We start from the raw sequence: 19,655 nt of genomic DNA on the forward strand, positions 1-19,655 counted from the left end.
GAGATCATGGGTAAGCGTTGCTCCGTTTTGATCGCCGGCTGCGGCGACCTGGGATGCCGGCTGGGCATGCGCCTGAGCGCGGCGGGCTGGCGGGTCTACGGCCTGCGGCGCACGGCGGCGGACCTGCCGGTGCCGATCCTGCCGGTCAAGGGCGACCTGAACAGCCCGGACTGCCCGCGCACCTGGCCCAACGGTGAGCTGGACTACCTGGTCTACGCCGCCTCGGCCAACCAGCACGACGAGGCCGGCTACCGCCAGGCCTACATCGACGGCCTGCGCAACGTGCTGGCCTGGCTGGCCGAGCGCGGCCAGCGCCCGCGACGCCTGCTGTTCGTCTCCAGCACCGGGGTCTACGGGCAGAATGCCGGCGAGTGGGTCGACGAACAATCGCCCACCGAACCGGCCGGCTACACCGGCCAGGTGATGCTCGAGGCCGAGCACCTGGCGCTGGGCAGCGGCCTGCCGGCCACCGTGGTGCGCCTGGCCGGCCTCTACGATCCAGCGCGGCCCTGGCTGCAGAACCAGATCCGCGCGGGCCTCAAGGTCGACCGCGAACCGCCGCAGTACAGCAACCGCCTGCACCGCGACGATGCAGCCGGGTTGCTGGCGCACCTGCTGCTGGCCGATGCCGATGGCCAGGCACTGGAAGACTGCTACCTGGGCTGCGACGACGAGCCGGCGCCCCTGCACGAGGTGGTCGACTGGCTGCGCGAGCGCATGGGCGTCAGCCATTGGGCCGACCAGCGCATGACCCGTCGCGCCGGCAGCAAGCGCTGCAGCAACGCGCGGGCACGGGCGCTGGGCTGGCAGCCGAAGTACCCCAGCTACCGCCAGGGCTATGCCTCGGTCGGGCCGCGGCGTGACTGACGGCAACCGCCTGCTGGCCCGCGCCTGGCTGCCGGGCGTCGAGCTGTTCCATGCCGATTTCTCCGGCCAGGCGTTCGGCCGCCACAGCCACGACGCCTTCGCCATCGGCGCCATCGTGCGTGGCGTTGGTGGCTATCGCTGCCGCGGCGAACGGCATGCGTTGCCGGCCGGCACGCTGTCGCTGATGAACCCGCAGGAACCACACACCGGTCACGCCGAGTCGCCGCGGCTGGTCTATCGCATGCTCTACGTCGAGGAGGCGCGCCTGCCGGCACTGCTCGGGCGCAAACGGCTGCCGCCTGGCTTTCGCCAGCTCAACCCGGCCGACGACGGCCGCGTCGCCGCCGGGCTGGCCGCGCTGGCCGAGGACTTCGAGAACGATGACGCCCTGGGGCTGGAGTCGCGCCTGCTCGCCGTGCTGGAACTGGTGCTCACCCGCCACGGCGGCCTGCCCGAGCTGCCTGCCGCACGCCGGGACAACGGTGCGGTCGCCGCGCTGCGCGACTTCCTGGACGCCCACTACCGCGAGCCGGTCAGCCTGCAGGCCCTGGCCGCCGAGTTGCAGCGCCACCCGCGCCACCTGATCGAGGCGTTTCGCCGGCAGTACGGCGTGCCGCCGCACACCTGGCAGCTGCAGCGCCGGGTGCGCGAGGCCAAGCGTCGCCTGCTCGATGGCGAGGCGCTGGCCGAGGTGGCGCTGGCGCTCGGCTTCTACGACCAGGCCCACTTCAGCGGCACCTTCCGCCGCTTCACCGGCGTCTCGCCGGGGCGCTTCCGCCGGGCCGCGCGCGCCTGACTTTCCTCCAATACCCACGCGCCGGCACCGAACAGACTGATCGCTCCTGACCGGAGGTGATCATGTCCCTGTTCCTGCTGGTTGCCGGCACCCACTTCGCGGCCCTGCTCTCGCCGGGGCCGGATTTCTTCCTGCTGATCCGCACGGCGCTGCGCCACGGTCGCCGCCAGGCCGACGGCTGCGCCTGCGGCATCGCCCTGGCCAACCTCGCCTCGATGCTGCTGGTGCTGTTCGCCCTGGCCGCCCTGCCCGATGGCGGCGGCACCGTCAGCCGCCTGCTGCAGCTGGTCGGCGGCGGCTACTTCCTCTGGCTCGGCACCACGGCGCTGCTGGCACGCCGCGAACTGAGCCTGCCGGAGGCCGGCACCTCGGCGCAGGGTCGCTGGCGGGCCGGCCTCGTCCAGGGTCTGCTGGCCAGCAGTCTCAATCCCAAGCTGCCGCTGTTCTATGCCGGGCTGTTCGGCGTGCTGCGCGAAGCCGCCACGCCGGCCTGGGGCCTGCTGCTGGCGATGCTGTGGATGGCCGCGGTGGTCTTGCTCTGGGACCTGGCCCTGGTGCGCCTGCTGCACCGGCCACGCTGGCGTGCCTGGCTGCGCCAACGGGTGCGGGCGCTCGACCGGCTCTGCGGCGCGCTGCTGGGCCTGCTCGGCAGCGCCCTGCTGGCCGGCGCGCTGGGGGGCTGAGCCCCGTCGGTCAGGGCGCGGGCAACTTCTGCCCGCGGCCGGCGCACTAAAAATCTGACAGGCAAGCGCCGCACGGCACGCAGAGGAAGAACAGCGCCAGCAACGAACGCGGCGACAGGGAGCGACACCCGGCGGCAGTTCCACAACCCGACCAGGAGAACCCCCATGAGAGCGCTGCGCTGGCACGGCAAGCACGACATCCGCTGCGACGACCATCTCCCCGACCCGACCATCGAAGACGGCCGTGACGCCATCATCAAGGTCAGCTCCTGCGCCATCTGCGGCTCCGACCTGCACCTCTACGACGGCTTCATGCCCGGCATGCAGCACGGCGACATCATGGGCCACGAGTTCATGGGCGAGGTGATGGAGGTCGGCAAGGACAACAACAAGCTCAAGGTCGGCGACCGCGTGGTGGTGCCCTTCACCATCGTCTGCGGCGAGTGCGAGCAATGCCGGCGCGGCAACTTCTCGGTATGCGAGCGCAGCAACCGCAACAAGGACGTCGCCGACAAGGTGTTCGGCCACGCCACCGCCGGGCTGTTCGGCTACACCCACCTGACCGGCGGCTACCCGGGCGGGCAGGCCGAGTACGTGCGCGTGCCCTATGCCGACGTCGGCCCGGTGGTGATCCCCGACGGCCTGAGCGACGAGCAGGTGCTGTTTCTCGGCGACATCCTGCCCACCGGCTGGCAGGCCGCGGCGCAGTGCGATATCCAGCCCACCGACACGGTGGCGGTGTGGGGCGCCGGCCCGGTCGGCCAGTTCGCCATCCGCAGCGCGATCATGATGGGCGCCGAGCAGGTGGTGTGCATCGACAACGTCCCCGAGCGGCTGTCCATGGCCCGAGCCGGCGGCGCCATCACCATCAACTTCGACGAGGAGAGCGTCATCGAGCGGCTGGCCGAACTGACCCGCGGCAAGGGCCCGGAGAAGTGCATTGACTCGGTGGGCATGGAGGCGCACGCGGCGCGCTCGATCGACTCGATGTACGACCGCGCCAAGCAGGCTCTGATGCTCGAGACCGACCGCCCGCACGTGCTGCGCGAGATGATCTACGTCTGCCGCCCGGCCGGCATCCTCTCCATTCCGGGCGTCTACGGCGGGCTGATCGACAAGGTGCCGTTCGGCGCGGCGATGAACAAGGGGTTGACCTTCCGCATGGGCCAGACCCACGTCAACCGCTGGACCGACGACCTGCTCCGGCGCATCCAGGAAGGGCAGATCGATCCGAGCTTTGTCATCACCCACACGGTCAGCCTCGAGCAGGGCCCGGAGATGTACAAGACCTTCCGCGACAAGCACGACGGCTGCATCAAGGTCGTGCTCAAACCCTGACGGTCGCCAGTCCCTGCTGCGGGGATTGGCCGGGCCTTCCTATCGAGCGAGGAGTCCTTCATGAGCATTCCACGACAAGTCACCCGGCCCAACCACTCGGCACGCACGCTGGCGCGCGGCCTGGGCTGGCTCAGCCTCGGCCTGGGCGTCGTCCAGCTGCTGGCGCCGCGGCAGGTCACGCGCTTCATCGGCATGCCGGGCAGCGAGACGATGGTGCGCGCCTGCGGCCTGCGCGAGATCGCCACCGGGGTCGGCATCCTGCTGAGCGATGACCCGCGGCCGTGGATCTACGGCCGCATCGGCGGCGATGCGCTGGACCTGGCCGGGCTCGGCTGGAGCATCGAGCGCGGCGACCAGCCGGCCGGCGCGGCGCTGGCGGCCGGCGCCGTGGCCGGTCTCACGGCGCTCGACGTGAGCTGCGCCCGGGGCCTGGACGCCGAGCGGGTGCCGAGCATCGAGTGGGACTACAGCGATCGCAGCGGTTTTCCCGAGCCGCCGACGGCGATGCGCGGCAAGGCCGAAGCGGAGCTGACCTCGGCCCGCGCCGAGCCGAACGGTTTCCCGCCAGTGCTGCACTAGACGCGAGGGGATGCGTGCATTGGGCGCCTGCGGGCGCCCTTTTTTGCATGGGCGCTCGCACGATCCCGAGCCCGCTGGATGTAGCGCTCCGTGGCATGCCGGCTACCGCAAAAAAAGGCGCCCGCAGGCGCCTCGCAGACGGCTCACTGGGCTCACCTGGTCTGCATCACCAGATCGCGGCGCATCAGCGTCTTGATCTTCACCAGGTGGTCGTCTTCCTGCGTCTTGGCCTTGACGAAGCTGTCGGCGATGTTCGGATGACCGGCCGCCTGCGCCAGTTCGATCAGCAGCTCCCAGGCGGCGTTGTCGGCCAGTTCCGCGGTGAGCAGCGCGTTCATGCACTGCGCCAGGTTGGTCCGCGGGTCGGTCAGCACCTGCATGATGCCCATCGCCATGACCCCGGCCACGTCGGCGCAGGGGGTCTGTGCGGTGGGGTCGGCGCCGAGGCTTTCGATGGCCTGGCGCACCAGCAGCATGTGCTCGAACTCCTCGTCGCGCAGGTGCTGGAGCATGCCGACCAGCTCGCTGCCGGCATCCAGGCTGCGTGCCTTGGCGATCATCGCCTCGTAGAGGCGCACGCCGTTGCGTTCGAAGGCCAGGCGCTCGCCGAGCTTGTCGAGGAACACTTCCGGGCTCTTGCCCTTCATCATGTCGAAGCCGGTCTTGAGCATGCCCTTGGCCGAACCGGGCACCGGCACCGAGCCGATGCGCCCGGCCTCGGCGCTGCGTTCGGTGCGCTCGACCAGCATGCCGCGCTCGTCGCCCGGCACGTCCGGATGAATCTCGTTGACCGCCTCGAGCAGGCGCTTGGTGTCCTTCGGCGACATCTGCACGCCGGTGAAGTTGGAACCCACTTTAGCTGCCGTAGCCATGATCGTCTCCTCAGGAAGCCTTGCGCATCAGTTCGCCACCCGGCGCCCACTGGTAGCCCGCCGAGACGATGTCCGAGGCGAGCCCTTGCGAGGCGAGGTGGTTGCGGTAATCCAGCGAGGACTGCGGCTCCTTGGCCTTGTCCACGTAGGCGGGGCCGGCGGTACGCAAGTTGACCTCGGCGGCCAGCACCTGGCGCACGAAATCGCGCTGGCTCTTGAACTCGACCATCTTCGGCAGCGGGCCGGCGAGGACCTCGGCCGGGTCGCGGCCTTCGAGCTTCTTGAACCATTCGCAGGCGACATTGAGGTGGCCCAGCTCGTAGTCGAGGAAGCGCTCCCAGATCGCCTTGATCCGCGGGTTGGTCTCCTGCTCGGCGCAGCTGGCGTACAGGTAGACCTCCATCGCTTCGTGCACCAGCCACTTCTCCATATGGCTTTCGCTGGGGTCGGAGAGCGCGCCGTACTGGGTCACGTGCTGCTCCTCCACCGAGGCGATCTCGGCATACAGCTGGCGCGCCAGCGGGTCGGCGAACAGCGGGCCGATGTTCATGTAGTAGTCGTGGGTCTGGTATTCCGCGCCGGTGATCAGCGCCGCGTGGATCTTGGTGATGAGCGCGGCGGAGTTCTTCTCGTAGTTGTCGCGGATGTCGTTTTCCGGATGGCGATGGTGCTCCGATGTTTTCCGCCCGGGCACGATGTCGGTATAGCCCTGCAGGATGTTGTTGGCATCCTTGCCCTCGAGGCGATCGAGCATCGCCGAGTAGCGGTACAGGTGATCGAAGTCTTCCAGCAGGCCGAAGCGATAGGTCTGCCCCTGGTAGGGGTCGGGCTCGTTCTGCGCCACCGCGGCGGTCACCTCGATGGCCACCTGTTCGTAGGCGACGGTGGTTTCCAGCGGCGAGTGGTCGGCGCCGATCAGCCAGTTGACCATGGTCGCCTGGTGCTGCTCGACGCGGCGGATCTCGGCCAGCGGCAGGCGCAGCTCCCTGTTGAAGCGCGCGATGCCGTGCTTGAGGCGCAGGGCGTCGGTCTCCACGCCGTTCATGAGGATGATGCGCACGCGGGTGAAGGCGTCGTCATCGAGCTTGCTGATCGGCTGCCCGGCCATTTCCTTCCATGTGAACGTCTGCTTCTCCAGGGGCGTGCCTTTGTTGTCGAGAATTCCGGAAATGGTCTCCATGGAGCCTCCGTTGTCGGATTCGGTCGTCAGGCTTGGTGAGCGCGCCGCGCGAATCGGCGGCCTGCAGCAGGTGACTGGCCGGGCGCGCGGACAATTCCCCGGCGGCCGACGAACGTTCGTACCGTCCGGCAGGCCGTTTCTGCTTTTTTTCCCGGAAGATCGCCGCCAAGCGGCAGAAAATGGCGGCTCAGCGCTGCGCCTGGGAGGCGGCCAGGCGCGCCAGGCGCCGGTTGCGCGCGTCGGCCGGCAGCCGGGCCAGCTCGGCGGCCGCCTGGTGGAAGGCCGCCCAGTCGCCGCCGCTTTGCCGGTACAACGCGGCGAAGGCCGGCACCCAGCCGTCGTAGAGGCCGAACGGCACCAGGCTGGCGTTGTTCAGCGGCTGGGCGAAGAAGCGGTCGAAACGCCGGTCGCCGCCCCAGCGCCGGTCGCGCAAGGCGCGGTAGTCGCGACGCAGGCGGCTGAACTCGGCCTGTTTCAGGGCGGCGCGATCGGCCGCCGGCAGCTCGCGGGCATAACCTTCGCGCAGGCGCTCGCGGGCCGCCAGCAGCAGCTGCACCAGCTCGCGATGGCGCGCCTGGCGCTCGGCGTCATGCCCGGCCAGGCCGCGCTGGCGCTGCCACTGACGCAGCCCCTCGCGCTCGACGAAGCTCGCGTAGGACTCGCTGAACTGGCTGTCACCGGCCAGGTAGAGCCGCTGGTGGGCCAGTTCATGGAAGATCAGCCCGGCCAGTTGCTCGTCGTCGCGGCGGAGCATGGCGCTGAGCAGCGGATCGTCGAACCAGCCGAGGGTCGAGTAGGCGTCGACCCCGGCGACCTGCACATCCTTGCCTTCCAGGCGCAGCCGGGCCGCCGCGGCGCGCGCGTCGGCCTCGCGGTAGTAGCCGCGATAGGCCACGCAGCCGGCAATGGGGAAGCAGTGCTGCAGCGCTTCGACCGAATGGGGCTCGGTGGCGAACACATTCCACACCACGAACGGCCGGCCGATGTCGGCGTAGCTGCGGTAGCTGCCGTTGTCCGGCAGCTTCAGCGTGGCGCTGGCAAAGCCGCGGGCCTGCTGGGCCTGCGCCAGGCGCTGGCGCAGCTCGGGGCTGCGCGCCTCGTCGGCGAGCACCCGCGCCACCGGCTCGCGCTGGCGCAGCAGCTGGAGATGGCCCTGCGCCAGCTGCGTGTAGTAGCTGCAGCCGCCCAGACAGACGGCAAGCAGAACGGGAACCCAGGCCCGGCGGCAGGTGTCGATGAGGGCGGCGTTGGGTTTCTTCATCGGGCGATCCGTCGATGGCAGGAGCGCGCAGCGCCAGCGGGTGCGCCGAGGCACCCTACAAAGACGGCACCGGGAAATCCACCACGGCGCCGACCGATCCCTGCAATCCGGGCGGCTGCTCGTCCGGGCGGAGCCCTTCGATGCGTATCGTCCCTGCCTTCCTTGCCCTGTCGCTGCTCGGCGGCTGCTCGCTGATGCCCAGCCACGACCCCAGCCAGGCCTGGATCGAACTGGACCCGGCGGCCGACATGCAGGCGCTGGCGGTCGACGGCCGCGAACTGGAGGACGGCCGCTACTTCCAGGTCAGCCCCGGCAGCCACACGCTGGACGTGCGCTACCGCTTCGAGGTCAGCGGTGCCGACGTCGGCCGCGGCAGCCCCCCGCTGGAACGCGACTGCCGGGTGCGCGTGCAGTACGACCGCTTCGCCGCCGGCAGTCGCTATCGCCTGGCCGGCGGCGCCTACGGCTTTCGCCCGACGGTCAAGCTGCAGGATGTGCACCGCTACGAGCTGAGCCGCGCCGCGGAACAAGGCTGCGGCAACCTCGCCGAGCGTTGAAAAAGCGCCGTCGCTGGCCCAGGCTTGGATGACCCCGGCGCACCGCGCCGTGCCCGTCCCGAAGGTCATCGCCATGCGCCTGCCGCTCGCTGCTCTCGTCATCCCGCTCGCCCTCGCCGGCTGTGCCGGCCCGCTGCCTGCGCCCGACCCGGGCATGGCCTGGGTCGACCTTCAGGGCCAGGTCACCGACATCTTCATGTCCGACCGCCTGGATCGCAAACGCACCCCCGACGGTCGCTATTTCCAGGTGCCGCCGGGCAGCCATGAACTCGAGGCGCGCTACGAATTCGAAGTCTCAGGCGGTGGCGGCTGGGGCCTGGACAGCGACACCCAGACCATCCGCTGCACGCTGTGGGTGCGCTACGAGCACTTCGAGGCCGGCCAGCGCTACCTGCTGCAGGCCCGCTCGCTGGGCTTCACCCCGCAGGGCTGGCTGCGCGACGAGCAGCGCAACATCCTCGCCGAGGCCGAGTTCAGGCACTGCTACTGAGCATCCGCCACGCAATCCACCGGTGACGCCACGGCGCCGCCCCGAGAGGTAACGATGTCCCGCATCAAAGAGACTGCCTTTTCCGCCCTCGACCTGGCCCCGGTGCGCGACGACGGCACGCCGGCCCGGGCGCTGCACAACGCCCTGGCGCTGGCCCGCCACGTCGAGCAGCTGGGCTTTACCCGCTTCTGGGTCGCCGAGCACCACAACATGGACGGCATCGCCAGCTCGGCGACCGCCGTGCTGCTCGGCTACCTGGCCGCCAACACCACGCGCATCCGCCTCGGTGCCGGCGGCGTGATGCTGCCCAACCATGCGCCGCTGGTGATCGCCGAGCAGTTCGGCACGCTGGATGCGCTCTACCCCGGACGCATCGACCTGGGCCTCGGCCGCGCACCGGGGGCCGACCAGTTCACCGCCCGCGCGCTGCGTCGCGACCGCCTCGGCGGCCCGGACGACTTCCCCGCCGACGTCGAGGAGCTGCAGGCGCTGCTCGGCCCGCGCCAGCCGAACCAGCGGGTGATCGCCATGCCCGGCGTCGACAGCCGGCTGCCGATCTGGCTGCTCGGCTCGAGCCTGTTCAGCGCCCAGCTGGCCGCGGCCAAGGGCCTGCCCTATGCGTTCGCCTCGCATTTCGCGCCGCGCTTCATGCACCAGGCGATCCGCCTGTACCGCGACAACTTCCAGCCCTCGGCGGTGCTCGACAAGCCCTACGTGATGCTCGGCGTGCCGCTGATCGCCGCCGACAGCGACGAGCGCGCCGAGTACCTGGCCACCAGCGTCTACCAGCGCGTGCTCGCGCTGATCCGCGGGCAGAGCCTGGTGCTGCGCCCGCCGGTGGAAAGCATGCAGGGCCTGTGGCTGGCGCACGAGCAGCAGGCGGTGGGCGATTTCCTCGGCCTGGCACTGATCGGCGGGCCGGAGAAGGTCCGCGCGCGGCTGGAGGTGCTGCTCGAGCAGACCGGCGCCGACGAGCTGATCTTCACCTGCGACCTCTACGAGACCGCCGACCGCCATCGCGCCTTCGAGATTCTCGCCGGCCTGCGCTGAGCGGGCTCAGGCCTGCTCGGCCAGGTGCTGATCCTTGAGCCTGACGTAGTTGCCGGCGGTGTAGGCGAAGAAGCTGCGCTCCTTGTCGGTCAGCGGGCGCGCCTGCTTCGCCGGGCTGCCGACGTAGAGGTAGCCGCTCTCCAGGCGCTTGCCCGGCGGCACCAGGCTGCCGGCGCCGATGATCACCTCGTCCTCGACCACGGCGCCGTCCATCACGATCGCGCCCATGCCGACCAGGATCCGATTGCCCAGCGTGCAGCCGTGCAGGGTGACCTTGTGCCCGACGGTGACCTCGTCGCCGATGGTCAGCGGGAAGCCCGCCGGGTTGTACGGCCCGGCGTGGGTGATGTGCAGCACGCTGCCGTCCTGGATGCTCGAGCGCGCGCCGATGCGGATGCGGTGCATGTCGCCGCGGATCACCGTCAGCGGCCAGACCGAGCTGTCGTCGCCGATCTCGACATCGCCGAGCACCACCGCGCTGGCGTCGACGAACACCCGCGCGCCGAGCTGCGGGGTGTGCTGCTGGAAACTGCGAAGGGACATGGGCGGGCTCCGTGGAAAAGGGCCGCACAGCTTCGATGTTCGCCGCCCGGGGCGTCAACCGCGCGGCGCCTCGCCGTGCCGCGCGAGGCGGAAGAATTCCCCCGGGGTGGCGCCGAACTGCTCGCCGAACGCGGCGATGAAGGCCGACAGCGAATCGTAGCCGGCGGCCAGCGCCACATCGGTGACCCGCTCGCCGCGCTCCAGTGCCGGCAACGCGCCGAGCAGGCGCAGGCGCTGGCGCCAGGCGCGGAAGGTCAGCCCGGTCTCGCGCACGAACAGCCGGCTGAGCGTGCGCTCGGACAACCCCAGTCGCGCGCTCCAGTCGCCCAGCCCGCGGCGCGAATCGGGGTGGCGCTGCAGGTTCTGGCACAGCCGGCGCAGGCGCGCATCGGCCGGCAGCGGCAGCACCAGCGGCACCTCCGGCGCGGCACCGAGCTGGTCGAGCAGCACCTGCACCAGGCGGCCGTCGGCGCCGGCCTCGTCATAGCGCTCGGGCAGGCCGCCGAAGGCGCGGATCAGCTCGCGCAGCAGCGGGCTGACCTGCAGCACCCGGCAGCGCGCCGGCGCATCGCCCACCGCGCTGACGTCGATGTAGAGGCTGCGGATGCAGGTGTTCGGCGCGCAGAACACCTGGTGCTCGAGGCCGGCCGGCACCCAAACCGCGCGCAGCGGCGGGGCGATGAAACGACCCTGGGCAGTGCGCACTTCGAGCACCCCGGCGATGGCATGCGAGAGCTGGATCCACGGGTGGCTGTGGCGATAGCCGAGCGCGGTGTTGGGCGGCGCGTCGAGCTGGCCGTAGACCGGGCGCGGCAACTGCTCGAGCAGCTTGAGACGGGCCTCGGCGGCCCCTGTTTGTCCGATAGGCGACATTTGTTGGCGGTTTGACGTTAGCTGACCAATGCCCGGCACGCTAACGTCGCCGGCTCATGTTCCGCAAGCGCCAGGTTCCGCCATGTCCGCTCTTCGCCTGTTGTTCGACCGCTTCACCCTGACACTGCTGGCGGTGGTCGCCGCCGCCAGCCTGCTGCCGGCCCACGGCGAGGGCGCCCGCCTGTTCGGCATGCTCACCGACGTCGCCATCGGCCTGCTGTTCTTCATGCATGGTGCCAAGCTGTCGCGCGAGGCGATCTTCTCCGGTGCCGGCCACTGGCGCCTGCACCTGACGGTGTTCGCCTGCACCTTCGTGCTGTTCCCGCTGCTCGGCCTGGCGCTCAAGCCGCTGCTCACCCCGCTGATCGGCAACGAGCTGTACCTGGGCGTGCTCTACCTCTGCGCGCTGCCGGCCACGGTACAGTCGGCCATTGCCTTCACCTCGCTGGCGCGCGGCAACATCCCGGCGGCGATCTGCAGCGCCGCGGCCTCCAGCCTGCTCGGCATCTTCCTCACGCCGCTGCTGGTGATGCTGCTGATGGGCGTGGAAGGCGAGAGCGGCTCGACCCTCGATGCGATCGGCAAGATCGTCATGCAGTTGTTGGTGCCGTTCGTCGCCGGGCACCTGGCGCGGCCCTTGATCGGCGCCTGGGTGGCGCGCAACAAGGGCTGGCTGAAGAACGTCGACCAGGGCTCGATCCTGCTGGTGGTCTACACCGCGTTCAGCGATGCGGTGGTCAGCGGCCTGTGGAACGTCATCCCGCCACTGCGCTTGGTCAGCCTGGCGCTGGTCTGCTGCGCCCTGCTGGCGCTGGTGCTGTGGCTGACCCACTTCTTCGGCCGGCGCCTGGGCTTCAACCTCGAGGACCGCATCACCATCGTCTTCGCCGGCTCGAAGAAAAGCCTGGCCACCGGCGTGCCCATGGCCCAGGTGCTGTTCAGCGGCGCAGCGATCGGCCCGCTGATCCTGCCGCTGATGATCTTCCACCAGATCCAGCTGATGGTCTGCGCGGTGCTGGCCCAGCGCTGGGCCGCACGCGACGACGGCGCCGCGGCGGCACCGGCACCCTGATCCCGCGGCGCGGTCTGTTGTGCTGTTACCATGCACCGCGTGATTCATTGCAAGAGGCCCGCCCGTGAGCGCCAACAATCCCCTGCTTCAGGATTTCGACCTGCCGCCGTACTCCGAGATTCGCCCCGAGCACGTGGAGCCGGCCATCGACAGCATCCTCGGTGACAACCGGGTGGCCATCGAGGAGCTGCTCAGCCGCCCGGCCGAGCAACTCGACTGGCAGACCCTGGTGGTCAGCCTGGACGAGATGAACGCCCGCCTCGGCCGCGCCTGGAGCCCGGTCAGCCACCTCAATGCGGTGTGCAACAGCCCCGAACTGCGCAGCGCCTACGAGGCCTGCCTGCCGAAGCTGTCGGCCTACTACACCGAACTGGGCCAGAACCGCGCCCTCTTCGAAGCCTACAAGGCGCTGGCCGAAGGGCCCGCCGCGGCCGGCTTCGAGGTCGCGCAGAAGACCATCCTCGAGCATTCGCTGCGTGACTTCCGCCTGTCGGGCATCGACCTGCCGCCGGTCGAGCAGCAGCGCTTCGGCGCGATCCAGATGAAGCTCGCCGAGCTTGGCAGCCGCTTCTCCAACCAGCTGCTCGACGCCACCCAGGCCTGGACCAAGCACCTCACCGACGAGGCCGCGCTGGCCGGCCTGCCCGACTCGGCCAAGGGCCAGATGCAGCAGGCCGCCGAGGCCAAGGGCCTGGACGGCTGGCTGATCACCCTCGAATTCCCCAGCTACTACGCGGTGATGACCTACGCCGACGACCGCGCCCTGCGCCAGGAGGTCTACACCGCCTACTCGACGCGTGCCTCGGACCAGGGGCCGAACGCCGGCCAGTTCGACAACGGCCCGGTGATGGAAGAGCTCCTCGACCTGCGCCAGGAGCTGGCCAGGCTGCTCGGCTACGCCAGCTACGCCGAGCTGTCGCTGGCGACGAAGATGGCCGAATCGCCCGAGCAGGTGCTCGGTTTCCTGCGCGACCTGGCGGTACGCAGCAAGCCGTTCGCCGAGAAGGACCTGGCCGAGCTGCGCGCCTTCGCCGCCGAGCAGGGCCTGGACGACCTCAAGAGCTGGGACACCGGCTACTACGCCGAGAAGCTGCGCCAGAGCCGCTACAGCCTGAACCAGGAAGAGCTGCGCGCGTACTTCCCGATCGACAAGGTGCTCGCCGGCCTGTTCGCCGTGGTCCAGCGCCTGTACGGCATCGAGATCGTCGAGCTGGAAGACTTCGACGCCTGGCATCCGGAGGTGCGCCTGTTCGAGATCCGCGAGCACGGCGAGCACGTCGGCCGCTTCTTCTTCGACCTCTATGCCCGGGCCAACAAGCGTGGCGGCGCGTGGATGGACGGCGCGCGCGACAAGCGCCGCGATGCCGCCGGCCGGCTGGTCGCCCCGGTGGCCAACCTGGTATGCAACTTCACCCCGCCGGTGGGCGAACGCCCGGCGCTGCTGACCCACGACGAGGTCACCACGCTGTTCCACGAGTTCGGCCACGGCCTGCACCACCTGCTGACCCGCGTCGAGCACGCCGGCGCCTCGGGCATCAACGGCGTGGCCTGGGATGCGGTCGAGCTGCCCAGCCAGTTCATGGAGAACTGGTGCTGGGAGCCCGAGGGCCTGGCGCTGATCTCCGGGCACTACCAGACCGGTGAGCCGCTGCCGCAGGAAAAGCTCGAGCGCATGCTCGCGGCGAAGAACTTCCAGTCCGGGATGATGATGGTGCGCCAGCTGGAGTTCTCGCTGTTCGACTTCGAACTGCACGCCACCCACGGCGACGGCCGCAGCGTGCTCGAGGTGCTCGAGGCGATCCGCGACGAGGTCTCGGTGCTGCGCCCGCCCAGGGAAAACCGCTTCCCCAACAGCTTCGCGCACATCTTCGCCGGCGGTTACGCGGCCGGTTACTACAGCTACAAGTGGGCCGAGGTCCTTTCGTCGGACGCCTTCTCGCGCTTCGAGGAGGAGGGGGTGTTCAATGCCGAGACCGGACGGGCCTTCCGCGAGGCGATCCTCGCCCGTGGCGGCTCCCAGGAGCCGATGGTACTGTTCGTCGATTTCCGAGGCCGCGAGCCGTCCATCGACGCCCTGCTGCGCCACCTCGGCCTGAGCCAGGAGGAGGCCGCATGATGAACCAGGCAACCGAACAACCGACCAAGCGCTTCATCGCCGGGGCCGTGTGCCCGGCGTGCAGCGAACCGGACAGCGTGAAGATGTGGGACGTCGACGGCGTGCCGCACCGCGAATGCGTGGTCTGCGGCTACGCCGATACGCTCAATGCCCAGGGGCAGTCGGTGCCGATGGAGCTGGGTACGCGGGTCAACAAGGTCCAGCCCAAGCCGGCCAACCCGCAGGTGCAGTCGGTGCAGTTCTTTCCCAATCCGAAGTTGAAGAAGCCGGAGTGATACGCGACGGCCGAACCGAAAAGCCCGCCATTTGGCGGGCTTTTCGTTTTCTGCGGGATGAACGAACGGGGCGCCACCACTTCGTTCTGGCTGGCGGCCTTGAGATGAGGGCGATTGGCGCGTTGCCTGATGGCATGGTTTCGCCCCGTAAGAGGCAAGAAGAACCGTAGGGTGGAAAACCGCGCAGCGTTTTCCACCTTGAGGTTTCGGCATGTGTCTCGATATGACGCCGCGCTTTCACAGGCCCGGCCTGCAGATTCGGCCGCGGGAGCCGAAAGCCACGGCATCAGGCCGCTCGGTATGTGCCCCGATCCGTGGAAGCAGCCCTAAGCGGGCCAGCAACGCTCAGCCATCGACAGCAGAAGGCCCGGTGAGCCGTCCTCGCATCACCCAATCAACCCTCGACCTTCGGCGCAGCCCGCCCCGGCTGGGCCGGCGAGGCGAACAGGCGCTTCATCTTCATCGCCGGCGCCTCGATCAGGTGCCAGGACAGCGCCGCGAGGATCAGCGTCGGCACGAAGGCGATCAGCGTCAGCCCGAGAACGCCGATCTGCGGCCCGAACAGGTAGACCGTCAGCTGCTGGAACGGGAAGGCGTAGATATACAGCCCGTAGGACACGTCGCCGTACTTGCCGAAGCGCGAGACCCAGGGCAGCGGCGCGTAGGCCAGGTAGATCACCAGATACGGCAGCGCGACGAAGTACACCAGCGGGCCGATATCGGTGCGGAAGGTCGCCACCAGCGCGGCGAACAGCGCCGCCGCGATCCAGCCGCGCCAGGGGATGTCGTCGCGGTAGAGGAAGATCGCCGCGCCGCTGTAGTACAGCAGGCCGAGCTTGAAGATGTTCTTGATGAAGTACGAGTCCAGGCCGAGCCGGCCGACCAGCCAGAAATGCCCGACCGCGAGCACGGCGATCGGCAGGAAGATCAGCCGGCGCTTGAGGAAGCCGGTCAGCCCCAGGATCATCACCCCGATGTACATCAGCACTTCCAGCGGCAGCGTCCACAGCGAGCCGTTGACCACATCGGGATAGACGTTCTCGGTGAACACCCCGGGCAGTTCGTAGCGCGTCACCAGCAGGATGTTCTGCAGGTAGGTCCAGGTGCCGTCGGCGGCCAGGTACTGCGCCACGCTCGCCTGCGACACCAGCGGGCCGATGATGAACGCCGAGAACAGCACCGCGACGATCAGCGCCGGGAAGATGCGCAGCGCACGCTTGACCAGGAAGCTCTTCGGGCTGCTGCTGGCCAGCCACGACGAGGTGATCAGGTAGCCGCTCATGACGAAGAAGATGCCGACGGCGATGGAGCCGCCCTTCTCGTAGCCGGTCAGCAGCGTCAGCGGCTCGTCGCCGCGGCGCCCCACCAGCGGGTAGCTGTGGGCGAAGAGCACCAGCGCGGCAGCGAAGAAACGCAGGAAATCGAAGTTGTTTTCCCGCGTGTGGAAGGAACGGGTGGTTTGCATGGGGCGGCTCCTGATTCCGGGCGGCAGCGTTCGCAAGGGGGAAGCACAGGCAACGAGCGCTGGACGTTACTGCCGGGCCGGAGCGGCATCGGCTCCAGTCATCCCTGTTTTCGACCAGCACGGGCTTCACCGGGCCGGCGAACTGGCAAATGCACCCGCTCGACCGTCCCCGACAGCCCCTTTGTCCTATGCAACCGGCAAAAGGTTCGCCAGGCCGACGAACGGCAGTTGCCTGGACTGGCCGTCCGCCGGTTTGCGCTGGCCAGGGCCGGGGCAACTCATTACTGTATATCCAAACAGTATCGAGACACCCAGCATGACCCTTCCCATCACCCGCATCCGTGGTCGCGGTACCGCGATCAACCCGGACAACCGTTTCGCCCCGACCCGCAGCGAGGCGTTCGACGATGGCTGGGAGCAGGACGTGCCGCCAACCCGCGCCACCGAGGTGCGCCAGGAGATCGCCAAGTCGGTGCTGACGCGCAACCAGTCGCCGGACGTCGGCTTCGATCGCTCGGTCAACCCCTACCGCGGCTGCGAACATGGCTGCATCTACTGCTTCGCCCGGCCCAGCCACGCCTACTGGGACCTCTCGCCGGGCATCGACTTCGAGACCCGGCTGATCGCCAAGACCAACCTCGCCGAGCGCCTGGAGGCGGAGCTTTCCAAGCCCGGCTACGTGCCGCAGCCGATCGCCCTGGGGGTGAACACCGACGCCTACCAGCCGCTGGAGCGCGAGCAGCGGCTGACGCGCCAGGCGCTGGAGGTGCTGCTGCGCTTCAGGCATCCGGTGCACATCATCACCAAGGGCTCGCTGGTGCTGCGCGACCTCGACCTGCTGGTGCCGCTGGCCGAGCAGCGGCTGGTGAGCGTCTCGGTCAGCCTGACCACCCTGGACGATGAGCTCAAGCGCACCCTGGAGCCACGGGCGGCCTCGCCCTCGGCGCGCCTGCGGGTGCTGTGCACGCTGCACCAGGCCGGCGTGCCGGTCAGCGTGATGTGCGCGCCGATGATCCCGATGATCAACGACATGGAGCTCGAGCGCCTGCTCGAGGCCGCGCGCGAGGCCGGCGCGCGCTCGGCCGGCTACGTGCTGCTGCGCCTGCCGCACGAGGTCGCGCCGCTGTTCGAGCAGTGGCTCGGCGAGCACTTCCCGCAGCGCGCCGAGCACGTCCTGAGCCTGGTGCGCCAGTCGCGCGGCGGCAAGGCCTACGACAGCCGCTTCGGCAGCCGCATGCGCGGCGAAGGCCAGTTCGCCGAGCTGCTCGCCCAGCGCTTCCGCCTGGCCTGCAGGCGCCTGGGCTTCGAGCGCCGCGAACAGAACCAGGGCCTCGACTGCAGCCGCTTCGCCCCGCCGGGGCGGCAGATGAATCTATTGTGAGAGGGCCGGGGGCCGTGCGAGGGCCAACCGGACGCGTGGAAAACGCTGCGCGGTTTTCCACCCTACGCACGGTACCGTAGGGTGGATAACGCTCCGCTTATCCACCGAAGGCGCTGGCGGATCGAGCCTGTTACTTCGGCTTGCGCACGGAGGCTTCCCCTCGATGACGCCCGCCGAGACCACCGGCCGGCGTGCTGGCGCCGACAGACGCGTGGAAAACGCTGCGCGGTTTTCCACCCTACGCACGGTACCGTAGGGTGGATAACGCTCCGCTTATCCACCGAAGGCGCTGGCGGATCGAGCCTGTTACTTCGGCCTGCGCACGCAGGCTTCCCCTCGAAGGTGCCCGCCGAGAGCGCCGGTCCGCGAGCTGGCGCCGGCAGACGCGTGGAAAACGCTGCGCGGTTTTCCACCCTATGCGCGGGTAACCGCGGGGTGGGCGTTTCGCTTAACCCCCGACAGGGGCGCCGCTGCGCGCTTGTCCACCGGCGGATGCCCTGCGACAACTGTGCAACGGCCCGCTCGCGCCGACGAGGAACTATCTGCGGCTGCGACCGCACCAATCCCTGTATCCCCCGAACCGGAGGCGATGTGGACTGGATCGACCTGCTGCAGTGGCCGGCGATGGTGGTGACGGTGGCGGCTGCCTGGCTGATCGGCTCGTTGCGACCGGGGCGGCGCTTCGTCGGCTTCTGCTGCTTCCTGCTGAGCAACCTGCTCTGGGTGATCTGGGGCTGGCATGCCCAGGCCTGGGCGCTGATTGTCCTGCAGCTGTGCCTGGCGGCGATGAACATTCGCGGCGTGAAGAAGAACGATGACCCGCAGAAGGCCGAGGTAGAGCGGTCCGGCGTCTGAATTGCCTACACCGGATCGCTGTCTATACTCCGAGTCAGGCGTACCTGATTGAGCAAATCCGACCGTGCGTGCAAACGCCGACCGGGTTCGCAGGCGGATCGTGCAAGGGCTGTTTCCTCGCCGGTCTCGAAGTGCAGCGACCTGGTTGGTGACGGTTCCGGCGCAACACCCACCGGCTTCGCGGGCAAGACGCCCCGAGACATGCCGGCAGGCGAGCGCAGGCACCGAGCGGTTGGCCCAGAACAAGAATCATAAGGGGACCCGCAATGTCTCGACATCCACGCGCTTGGATGGGGCTTGGGCTGCTGGCGTTTTTCGGCCAGGCCCAGGCGGCCTGGGACGTGAACATGCGCTCCGGCGTCACCGAGGTGAGCCGCTCGGTGTTCGACCTGCACATGACCATCTTCTGGATCTGCGTGATCATCGGCGTGCTGGTGTTCGGCGTGATGATCTGGTCGATGATCGCCCACCGCCGCTCGCGCCGACGCGAGTCGGCCAATTTCCACGAGAACACCCGCGTCGAAGTGCTGTGGACGCTGATCCCGCTGCTGATCCTGATCGGCATGGCGGTACCGGCCACGCGCACGCTGCTGCACATCTACGACGCCAGCGAGTCGGACGTCGACGTGCAGATCACCGGCTACCAGTGGAAGTGGCACTACAAGTACCTGGGTGAGGACGTGGAGTTCTTCAGCAACCTCACCACCCCGCGCGAGCAGATCAACAACCAGTCGCCCAAGGGCGAGCACTACCTGCTGGAAGTCGACCAGCCGCTGGTGATCCCGGCCGGCGCCAAGGTGCGCTTCCTGATCACCGCCGCCGACGTGATCCACTCCTGGTGGGTACCGGACCTGGCGGTGAAGAAGGACGCCATCCCCGGCTTCATCAACGAATCCTGGACCCGCGTCGAGGAGCCCGGCCTCTACCGCGGCCAGTGCACCGAGCTGTGCGGCAAGGACCACGGCTTCATGCCGGTGGTGGTCGAGGTCAAGTCGCAGGAAGACTTCGCCGCCTGGCTCGGCGAGAAGAAGGCCGAGGCCGCCAAGCTGGCCGAGCTGACTGGCAAGGACTGGACCCTCGAAGAGCTGGTCGAGCGCGGCGAGAAGGTCTACCAGGCCAACTGCGCCAGCTGCCACCAGCCCACCGGCGAAGGCCTGCCGCCGATGTTCCCGGCGCTCAAGGGCTCGGCCATCGCCACCGGCGAGGTCGACGGGCACATCGGCATCGTCGTCAACGGCAAGCCGGGCACCGCCATGGCCGCCTTCGGCAAGCAGCTGTCGGAGGTCGACCTGGCCGCCGTCATCACCTACGAGCGCAACGCCTGGGGCAACGACAAGGGCGACATGGTCACGCCGAAAGACGTGCTCGACTTCAAACAGGCCGAAGAAGCCACCCAGTAAGA

20 protein-coding genes are annotated in these 19,655 nt (G+C 69.1%); 14 read left to right on the forward strand and 6 right to left on the reverse strand.

Annotation, left to right across the window (positions count from 1 at the left end; genetic code table 11):
• Window positions 1–6 precede the first annotated feature (6 nt).
• The 5 genes from L3N39_RS00555 (at window position 7) to L3N39_RS00575 (ending at window position 4,263) form a co-directional block, all read left to right on the forward strand.
• On the forward strand, window positions 7–867 hold the full coding sequence (locus L3N39_RS00555) for an NAD-dependent epimerase/dehydratase family protein (RefSeq protein WP_237255270.1): 861 nt from the start codon (window positions 7–9) through the stop codon (window positions 865–867).
• Window positions 839–1,663 carry an AraC family transcriptional regulator gene (locus tag L3N39_RS00560; RefSeq protein ID WP_237255271.1) on the forward strand — a complete coding sequence of 275 codons (825 nt, stop codon included), beginning with the start codon at window positions 839–841 and terminating at the stop codon, window positions 1,661–1,663. Before L3N39_RS00555 ends, L3N39_RS00560 begins: the two co-directional genes overlap by 29 nt.
• 59 nt (window positions 1,664–1,722) lie before the next feature.
• Window positions 1,723–2,346 (forward strand): LysE family translocator, encoded by a 624-nt coding sequence (locus tag L3N39_RS00565; RefSeq protein WP_237255920.1) that lies wholly within the window; start codon window positions 1,723–1,725, stop codon window positions 2,344–2,346.
• 165 nt (window positions 2,347–2,511) lie between these two features.
• Window positions 2,512–3,684 (forward strand): zinc-dependent alcohol dehydrogenase, encoded by a 1,173-nt coding sequence (locus tag L3N39_RS00570; protein ID WP_237255272.1) that lies wholly within the window; start codon window positions 2,512–2,514, stop codon window positions 3,682–3,684.
• Window positions 3,685–3,744: 60 nt separating this feature from the next.
• Window positions 3,745–4,263, forward strand: coding sequence for a transcriptional regulator (locus L3N39_RS00575; RefSeq protein ID WP_237255273.1), 519 nt, complete (start codon window positions 3,745–3,747; stop codon window positions 4,261–4,263).
• Window positions 4,264–4,415: 152 nt separating this feature from the next.
• Here L3N39_RS00575 and L3N39_RS00580 read toward each other — a convergent pair whose 3' ends face one another.
• The 3 genes from L3N39_RS00580 to L3N39_RS00590 all read right to left on the reverse strand — a co-directional run bounded on the left by L3N39_RS00580 (window position 4,416) and on the right by L3N39_RS00590 (window position 7,576).
• Window positions 4,416–5,135 carry a DUF892 family protein gene (locus L3N39_RS00580; protein ID WP_237255274.1) on the reverse strand — a complete coding sequence of 240 codons (720 nt, stop codon included), beginning with the start codon at window positions 5,133–5,135 and terminating at the stop codon, window positions 4,416–4,418.
• 10 nt (window positions 5,136–5,145) lie between these two features.
• Window positions 5,146–6,315, reverse strand: coding sequence for a hypothetical protein (locus tag L3N39_RS00585; RefSeq protein ID WP_237255275.1), 1,170 nt, complete (start codon window positions 6,313–6,315; stop codon window positions 5,146–5,148).
• Between the two features lie 187 nt (window positions 6,316–6,502).
• Window positions 6,503–7,576 carry an aminopeptidase gene (locus L3N39_RS00590; protein ID WP_237255276.1) on the reverse strand — a complete coding sequence of 358 codons (1,074 nt, stop codon included), beginning with the start codon at window positions 7,574–7,576 and terminating at the stop codon, window positions 6,503–6,505.
• Between the two features lie 140 nt (window positions 7,577–7,716).
• Between L3N39_RS00590 and L3N39_RS00595 the strand changes: the two genes are divergently transcribed.
• The 3 genes from L3N39_RS00595 to L3N39_RS00605 all read left to right on the forward strand — a co-directional run bounded on the left by L3N39_RS00595 (window position 7,717) and on the right by L3N39_RS00605 (window position 9,673).
• A complete protein-coding gene (locus L3N39_RS00595; protein WP_237255277.1) occupies window positions 7,717–8,133 on the forward strand; it encodes a PA0061/PA0062 family lipoprotein in 417 nt (138 codons plus the stop codon).
• Window positions 8,134–8,206: 73 nt separating this feature from the next.
• Window positions 8,207–8,623 carry a PA0061/PA0062 family lipoprotein gene (locus L3N39_RS00600; protein WP_237255278.1) on the forward strand — a complete coding sequence of 139 codons (417 nt, stop codon included), beginning with the start codon at window positions 8,207–8,209 and terminating at the stop codon, window positions 8,621–8,623.
• 54 nt (window positions 8,624–8,677) lie between these two features.
• Window positions 8,678–9,673, forward strand: a complete 996-nt coding sequence (locus tag L3N39_RS00605; protein WP_237255279.1) for an LLM class flavin-dependent oxidoreductase — start codon at window positions 8,678–8,680, stop codon at window positions 9,671–9,673.
• Window positions 9,674–9,679: 6 nt separating this feature from the next.
• Here the strand turns inward: L3N39_RS00605 and L3N39_RS00610 are convergent, their stop codons facing one another.
• Both L3N39_RS00610 and L3N39_RS00615 read right to left on the reverse strand, forming a co-directional pair.
• Complete coding sequence (locus L3N39_RS00610; protein WP_237255280.1) at window positions 9,680–10,216, reverse strand: gamma carbonic anhydrase family protein; 537 nt, start codon at window positions 10,214–10,216, stop codon at window positions 9,680–9,682.
• A 54-nt stretch (window positions 10,217–10,270) separates the two neighbouring features.
• On the reverse strand, window positions 10,271–11,089 hold the full coding sequence (locus L3N39_RS00615; RefSeq protein ID WP_237255281.1) for an AraC family transcriptional regulator: 819 nt from the start codon (window positions 11,087–11,089) through the stop codon (window positions 10,271–10,273).
• A gap of 82 nt (window positions 11,090–11,171) precedes the next feature.
• Here L3N39_RS00615 and L3N39_RS00620 point away from each other — a divergent pair, with 82 nt between their 5' ends.
• The 3 genes from L3N39_RS00620 to L3N39_RS00630 all read left to right on the forward strand — a co-directional run bounded on the left by L3N39_RS00620 (window position 11,172) and on the right by L3N39_RS00630 (window position 14,552).
• Window positions 11,172–12,161: a bile acid:sodium symporter family protein gene (locus L3N39_RS00620; protein ID WP_237255282.1), complete on the forward strand. Its 990-nt coding sequence runs from the start codon at window positions 11,172–11,174 to the stop codon at window positions 12,159–12,161.
• 64 nt (window positions 12,162–12,225) lie between these two features.
• Entirely contained in the window at window positions 12,226–14,277 is a 2,052-nt protein-coding gene (prlC, locus tag L3N39_RS00625) for an oligopeptidase A (RefSeq protein ID WP_237255283.1), read from the forward strand.
• Window positions 14,277–14,552: a YheV family putative zinc ribbon protein gene (locus L3N39_RS00630; RefSeq protein WP_102860113.1), complete on the forward strand. Its 276-nt coding sequence runs from the start codon at window positions 14,277–14,279 to the stop codon at window positions 14,550–14,552. The genes prlC and L3N39_RS00630 overlap by 1 nt, the downstream gene beginning before the upstream one ends.
• A gap of 394 nt (window positions 14,553–14,946) precedes the next feature.
• Here the strand turns inward: L3N39_RS00630 and L3N39_RS00635 are convergent, their stop codons facing one another.
• Window positions 14,947–16,017 (reverse strand): acyltransferase family protein, encoded by a 1,071-nt coding sequence (locus L3N39_RS00635; RefSeq protein WP_237255284.1) that lies wholly within the window; start codon window positions 16,015–16,017, stop codon window positions 14,947–14,949.
• A 316-nt stretch (window positions 16,018–16,333) separates the two neighbouring features.
• Between L3N39_RS00635 and L3N39_RS00640 the strand changes: the two genes are divergently transcribed.
• The 3 genes from L3N39_RS00640 (at window position 16,334) to coxB (ending at window position 19,653) form a co-directional block, all read left to right on the forward strand.
• On the forward strand, window positions 16,334–17,398 hold the full coding sequence (locus L3N39_RS00640) for a PA0069 family radical SAM protein (protein WP_237255285.1): 1,065 nt from the start codon (window positions 16,334–16,336) through the stop codon (window positions 17,396–17,398).
• Between the two features lie 591 nt (window positions 17,399–17,989).
• Window positions 17,990–18,253, forward strand: coding sequence for a hypothetical protein (locus tag L3N39_RS00645; RefSeq protein ID WP_237255286.1), 264 nt, complete (start codon window positions 17,990–17,992; stop codon window positions 18,251–18,253).
• 266 nt (window positions 18,254–18,519) lie between these two features.
• On the forward strand, window positions 18,520–19,653 hold the full coding sequence (gene coxB / locus L3N39_RS00650) for a cytochrome c oxidase subunit II (RefSeq protein WP_237255287.1): 1,134 nt from the start codon (window positions 18,520–18,522) through the stop codon (window positions 19,651–19,653).
• Window positions 19,654–19,655 lie beyond the last annotated feature (2 nt).

Source organism: Pseudomonas oligotrophica, from assembly GCF_021726475.1.
Classification (GTDB): domain Bacteria; phylum Pseudomonadota; class Gammaproteobacteria; order Pseudomonadales; family Pseudomonadaceae; genus Stutzerimonas; species Stutzerimonas oligotrophica.

What these genes read in the sequence shown, in the direction of transcription:
- L3N39_RS00595 (WP_237255277.1), top strand. Translation starts at nt 7,717, where the DNA reads ATGCGTATCGTCCCTGCCTTCCTTGCCCTGTCGCTGCTCGGCGGCTGC.
- L3N39_RS00560 (WP_237255271.1), top strand. Translation starts at nt 839, where the DNA reads ATGCCTCGGTCGGGCCGCGGCGTGACTGACGGCAACCGCCTGCTGGCC.
- coxB (WP_237255287.1), top strand. Translation starts at nt 18,520, where the DNA reads ATGTCTCGACATCCACGCGCTTGGATGGGGCTTGGGCTGCTGGCGTTT.
- L3N39_RS00585 (WP_237255275.1), bottom strand. Translation starts at nt 6,315, where the DNA reads ATGGAGACCATTTCCGGAATTCTCGACAACAAAGGCACGCCCCTGGAG.
- L3N39_RS00630 (WP_102860113.1), top strand. Translation starts at nt 14,277, where the DNA reads ATGAACCAGGCAACCGAACAACCGACCAAGCGCTTCATCGCCGGGGCC.
- L3N39_RS00570 (WP_237255272.1), top strand. Translation starts at nt 2,512, where the DNA reads ATGAGAGCGCTGCGCTGGCACGGCAAGCACGACATCCGCTGCGACGAC.
- L3N39_RS00580 (WP_237255274.1), bottom strand. Translation starts at nt 5,135, where the DNA reads ATGGCTACGGCAGCTAAAGTGGGTTCCAACTTCACCGGCGTGCAGATG.
- L3N39_RS00605 (WP_237255279.1), top strand. Translation starts at nt 8,678, where the DNA reads ATGTCCCGCATCAAAGAGACTGCCTTTTCCGCCCTCGACCTGGCCCCG.
- L3N39_RS00555 (WP_237255270.1), top strand. Translation starts at nt 7, where the DNA reads ATGGGTAAGCGTTGCTCCGTTTTGATCGCCGGCTGCGGCGACCTGGGA.
- L3N39_RS00635 (WP_237255284.1), bottom strand. Translation starts at nt 16,017, where the DNA reads ATGCAAACCACCCGTTCCTTCCACACGCGGGAAAACAACTTCGATTTC.
- L3N39_RS00575 (WP_237255273.1), top strand. Translation starts at nt 3,745, where the DNA reads ATGAGCATTCCACGACAAGTCACCCGGCCCAACCACTCGGCACGCACG.
- L3N39_RS00640 (WP_237255285.1), top strand. Translation starts at nt 16,334, where the DNA reads ATGACCCTTCCCATCACCCGCATCCGTGGTCGCGGTACCGCGATCAAC.
- L3N39_RS00610 (WP_237255280.1), bottom strand. Translation starts at nt 10,216, where the DNA reads ATGTCCCTTCGCAGTTTCCAGCAGCACACCCCGCAGCTCGGCGCGCGG.
- L3N39_RS00590 (WP_237255276.1), bottom strand. Translation starts at nt 7,576, where the DNA reads ATGAAGAAACCCAACGCCGCCCTCATCGACACCTGCCGCCGGGCCTGG.
- L3N39_RS00600 (WP_237255278.1), top strand. Translation starts at nt 8,207, where the DNA reads ATGCGCCTGCCGCTCGCTGCTCTCGTCATCCCGCTCGCCCTCGCCGGC.
- L3N39_RS00620 (WP_237255282.1), top strand. Translation starts at nt 11,172, where the DNA reads ATGTCCGCTCTTCGCCTGTTGTTCGACCGCTTCACCCTGACACTGCTG.
- L3N39_RS00615 (WP_237255281.1), bottom strand. Translation starts at nt 11,089, where the DNA reads ATGTCGCCTATCGGACAAACAGGGGCCGCCGAGGCCCGTCTCAAGCTG.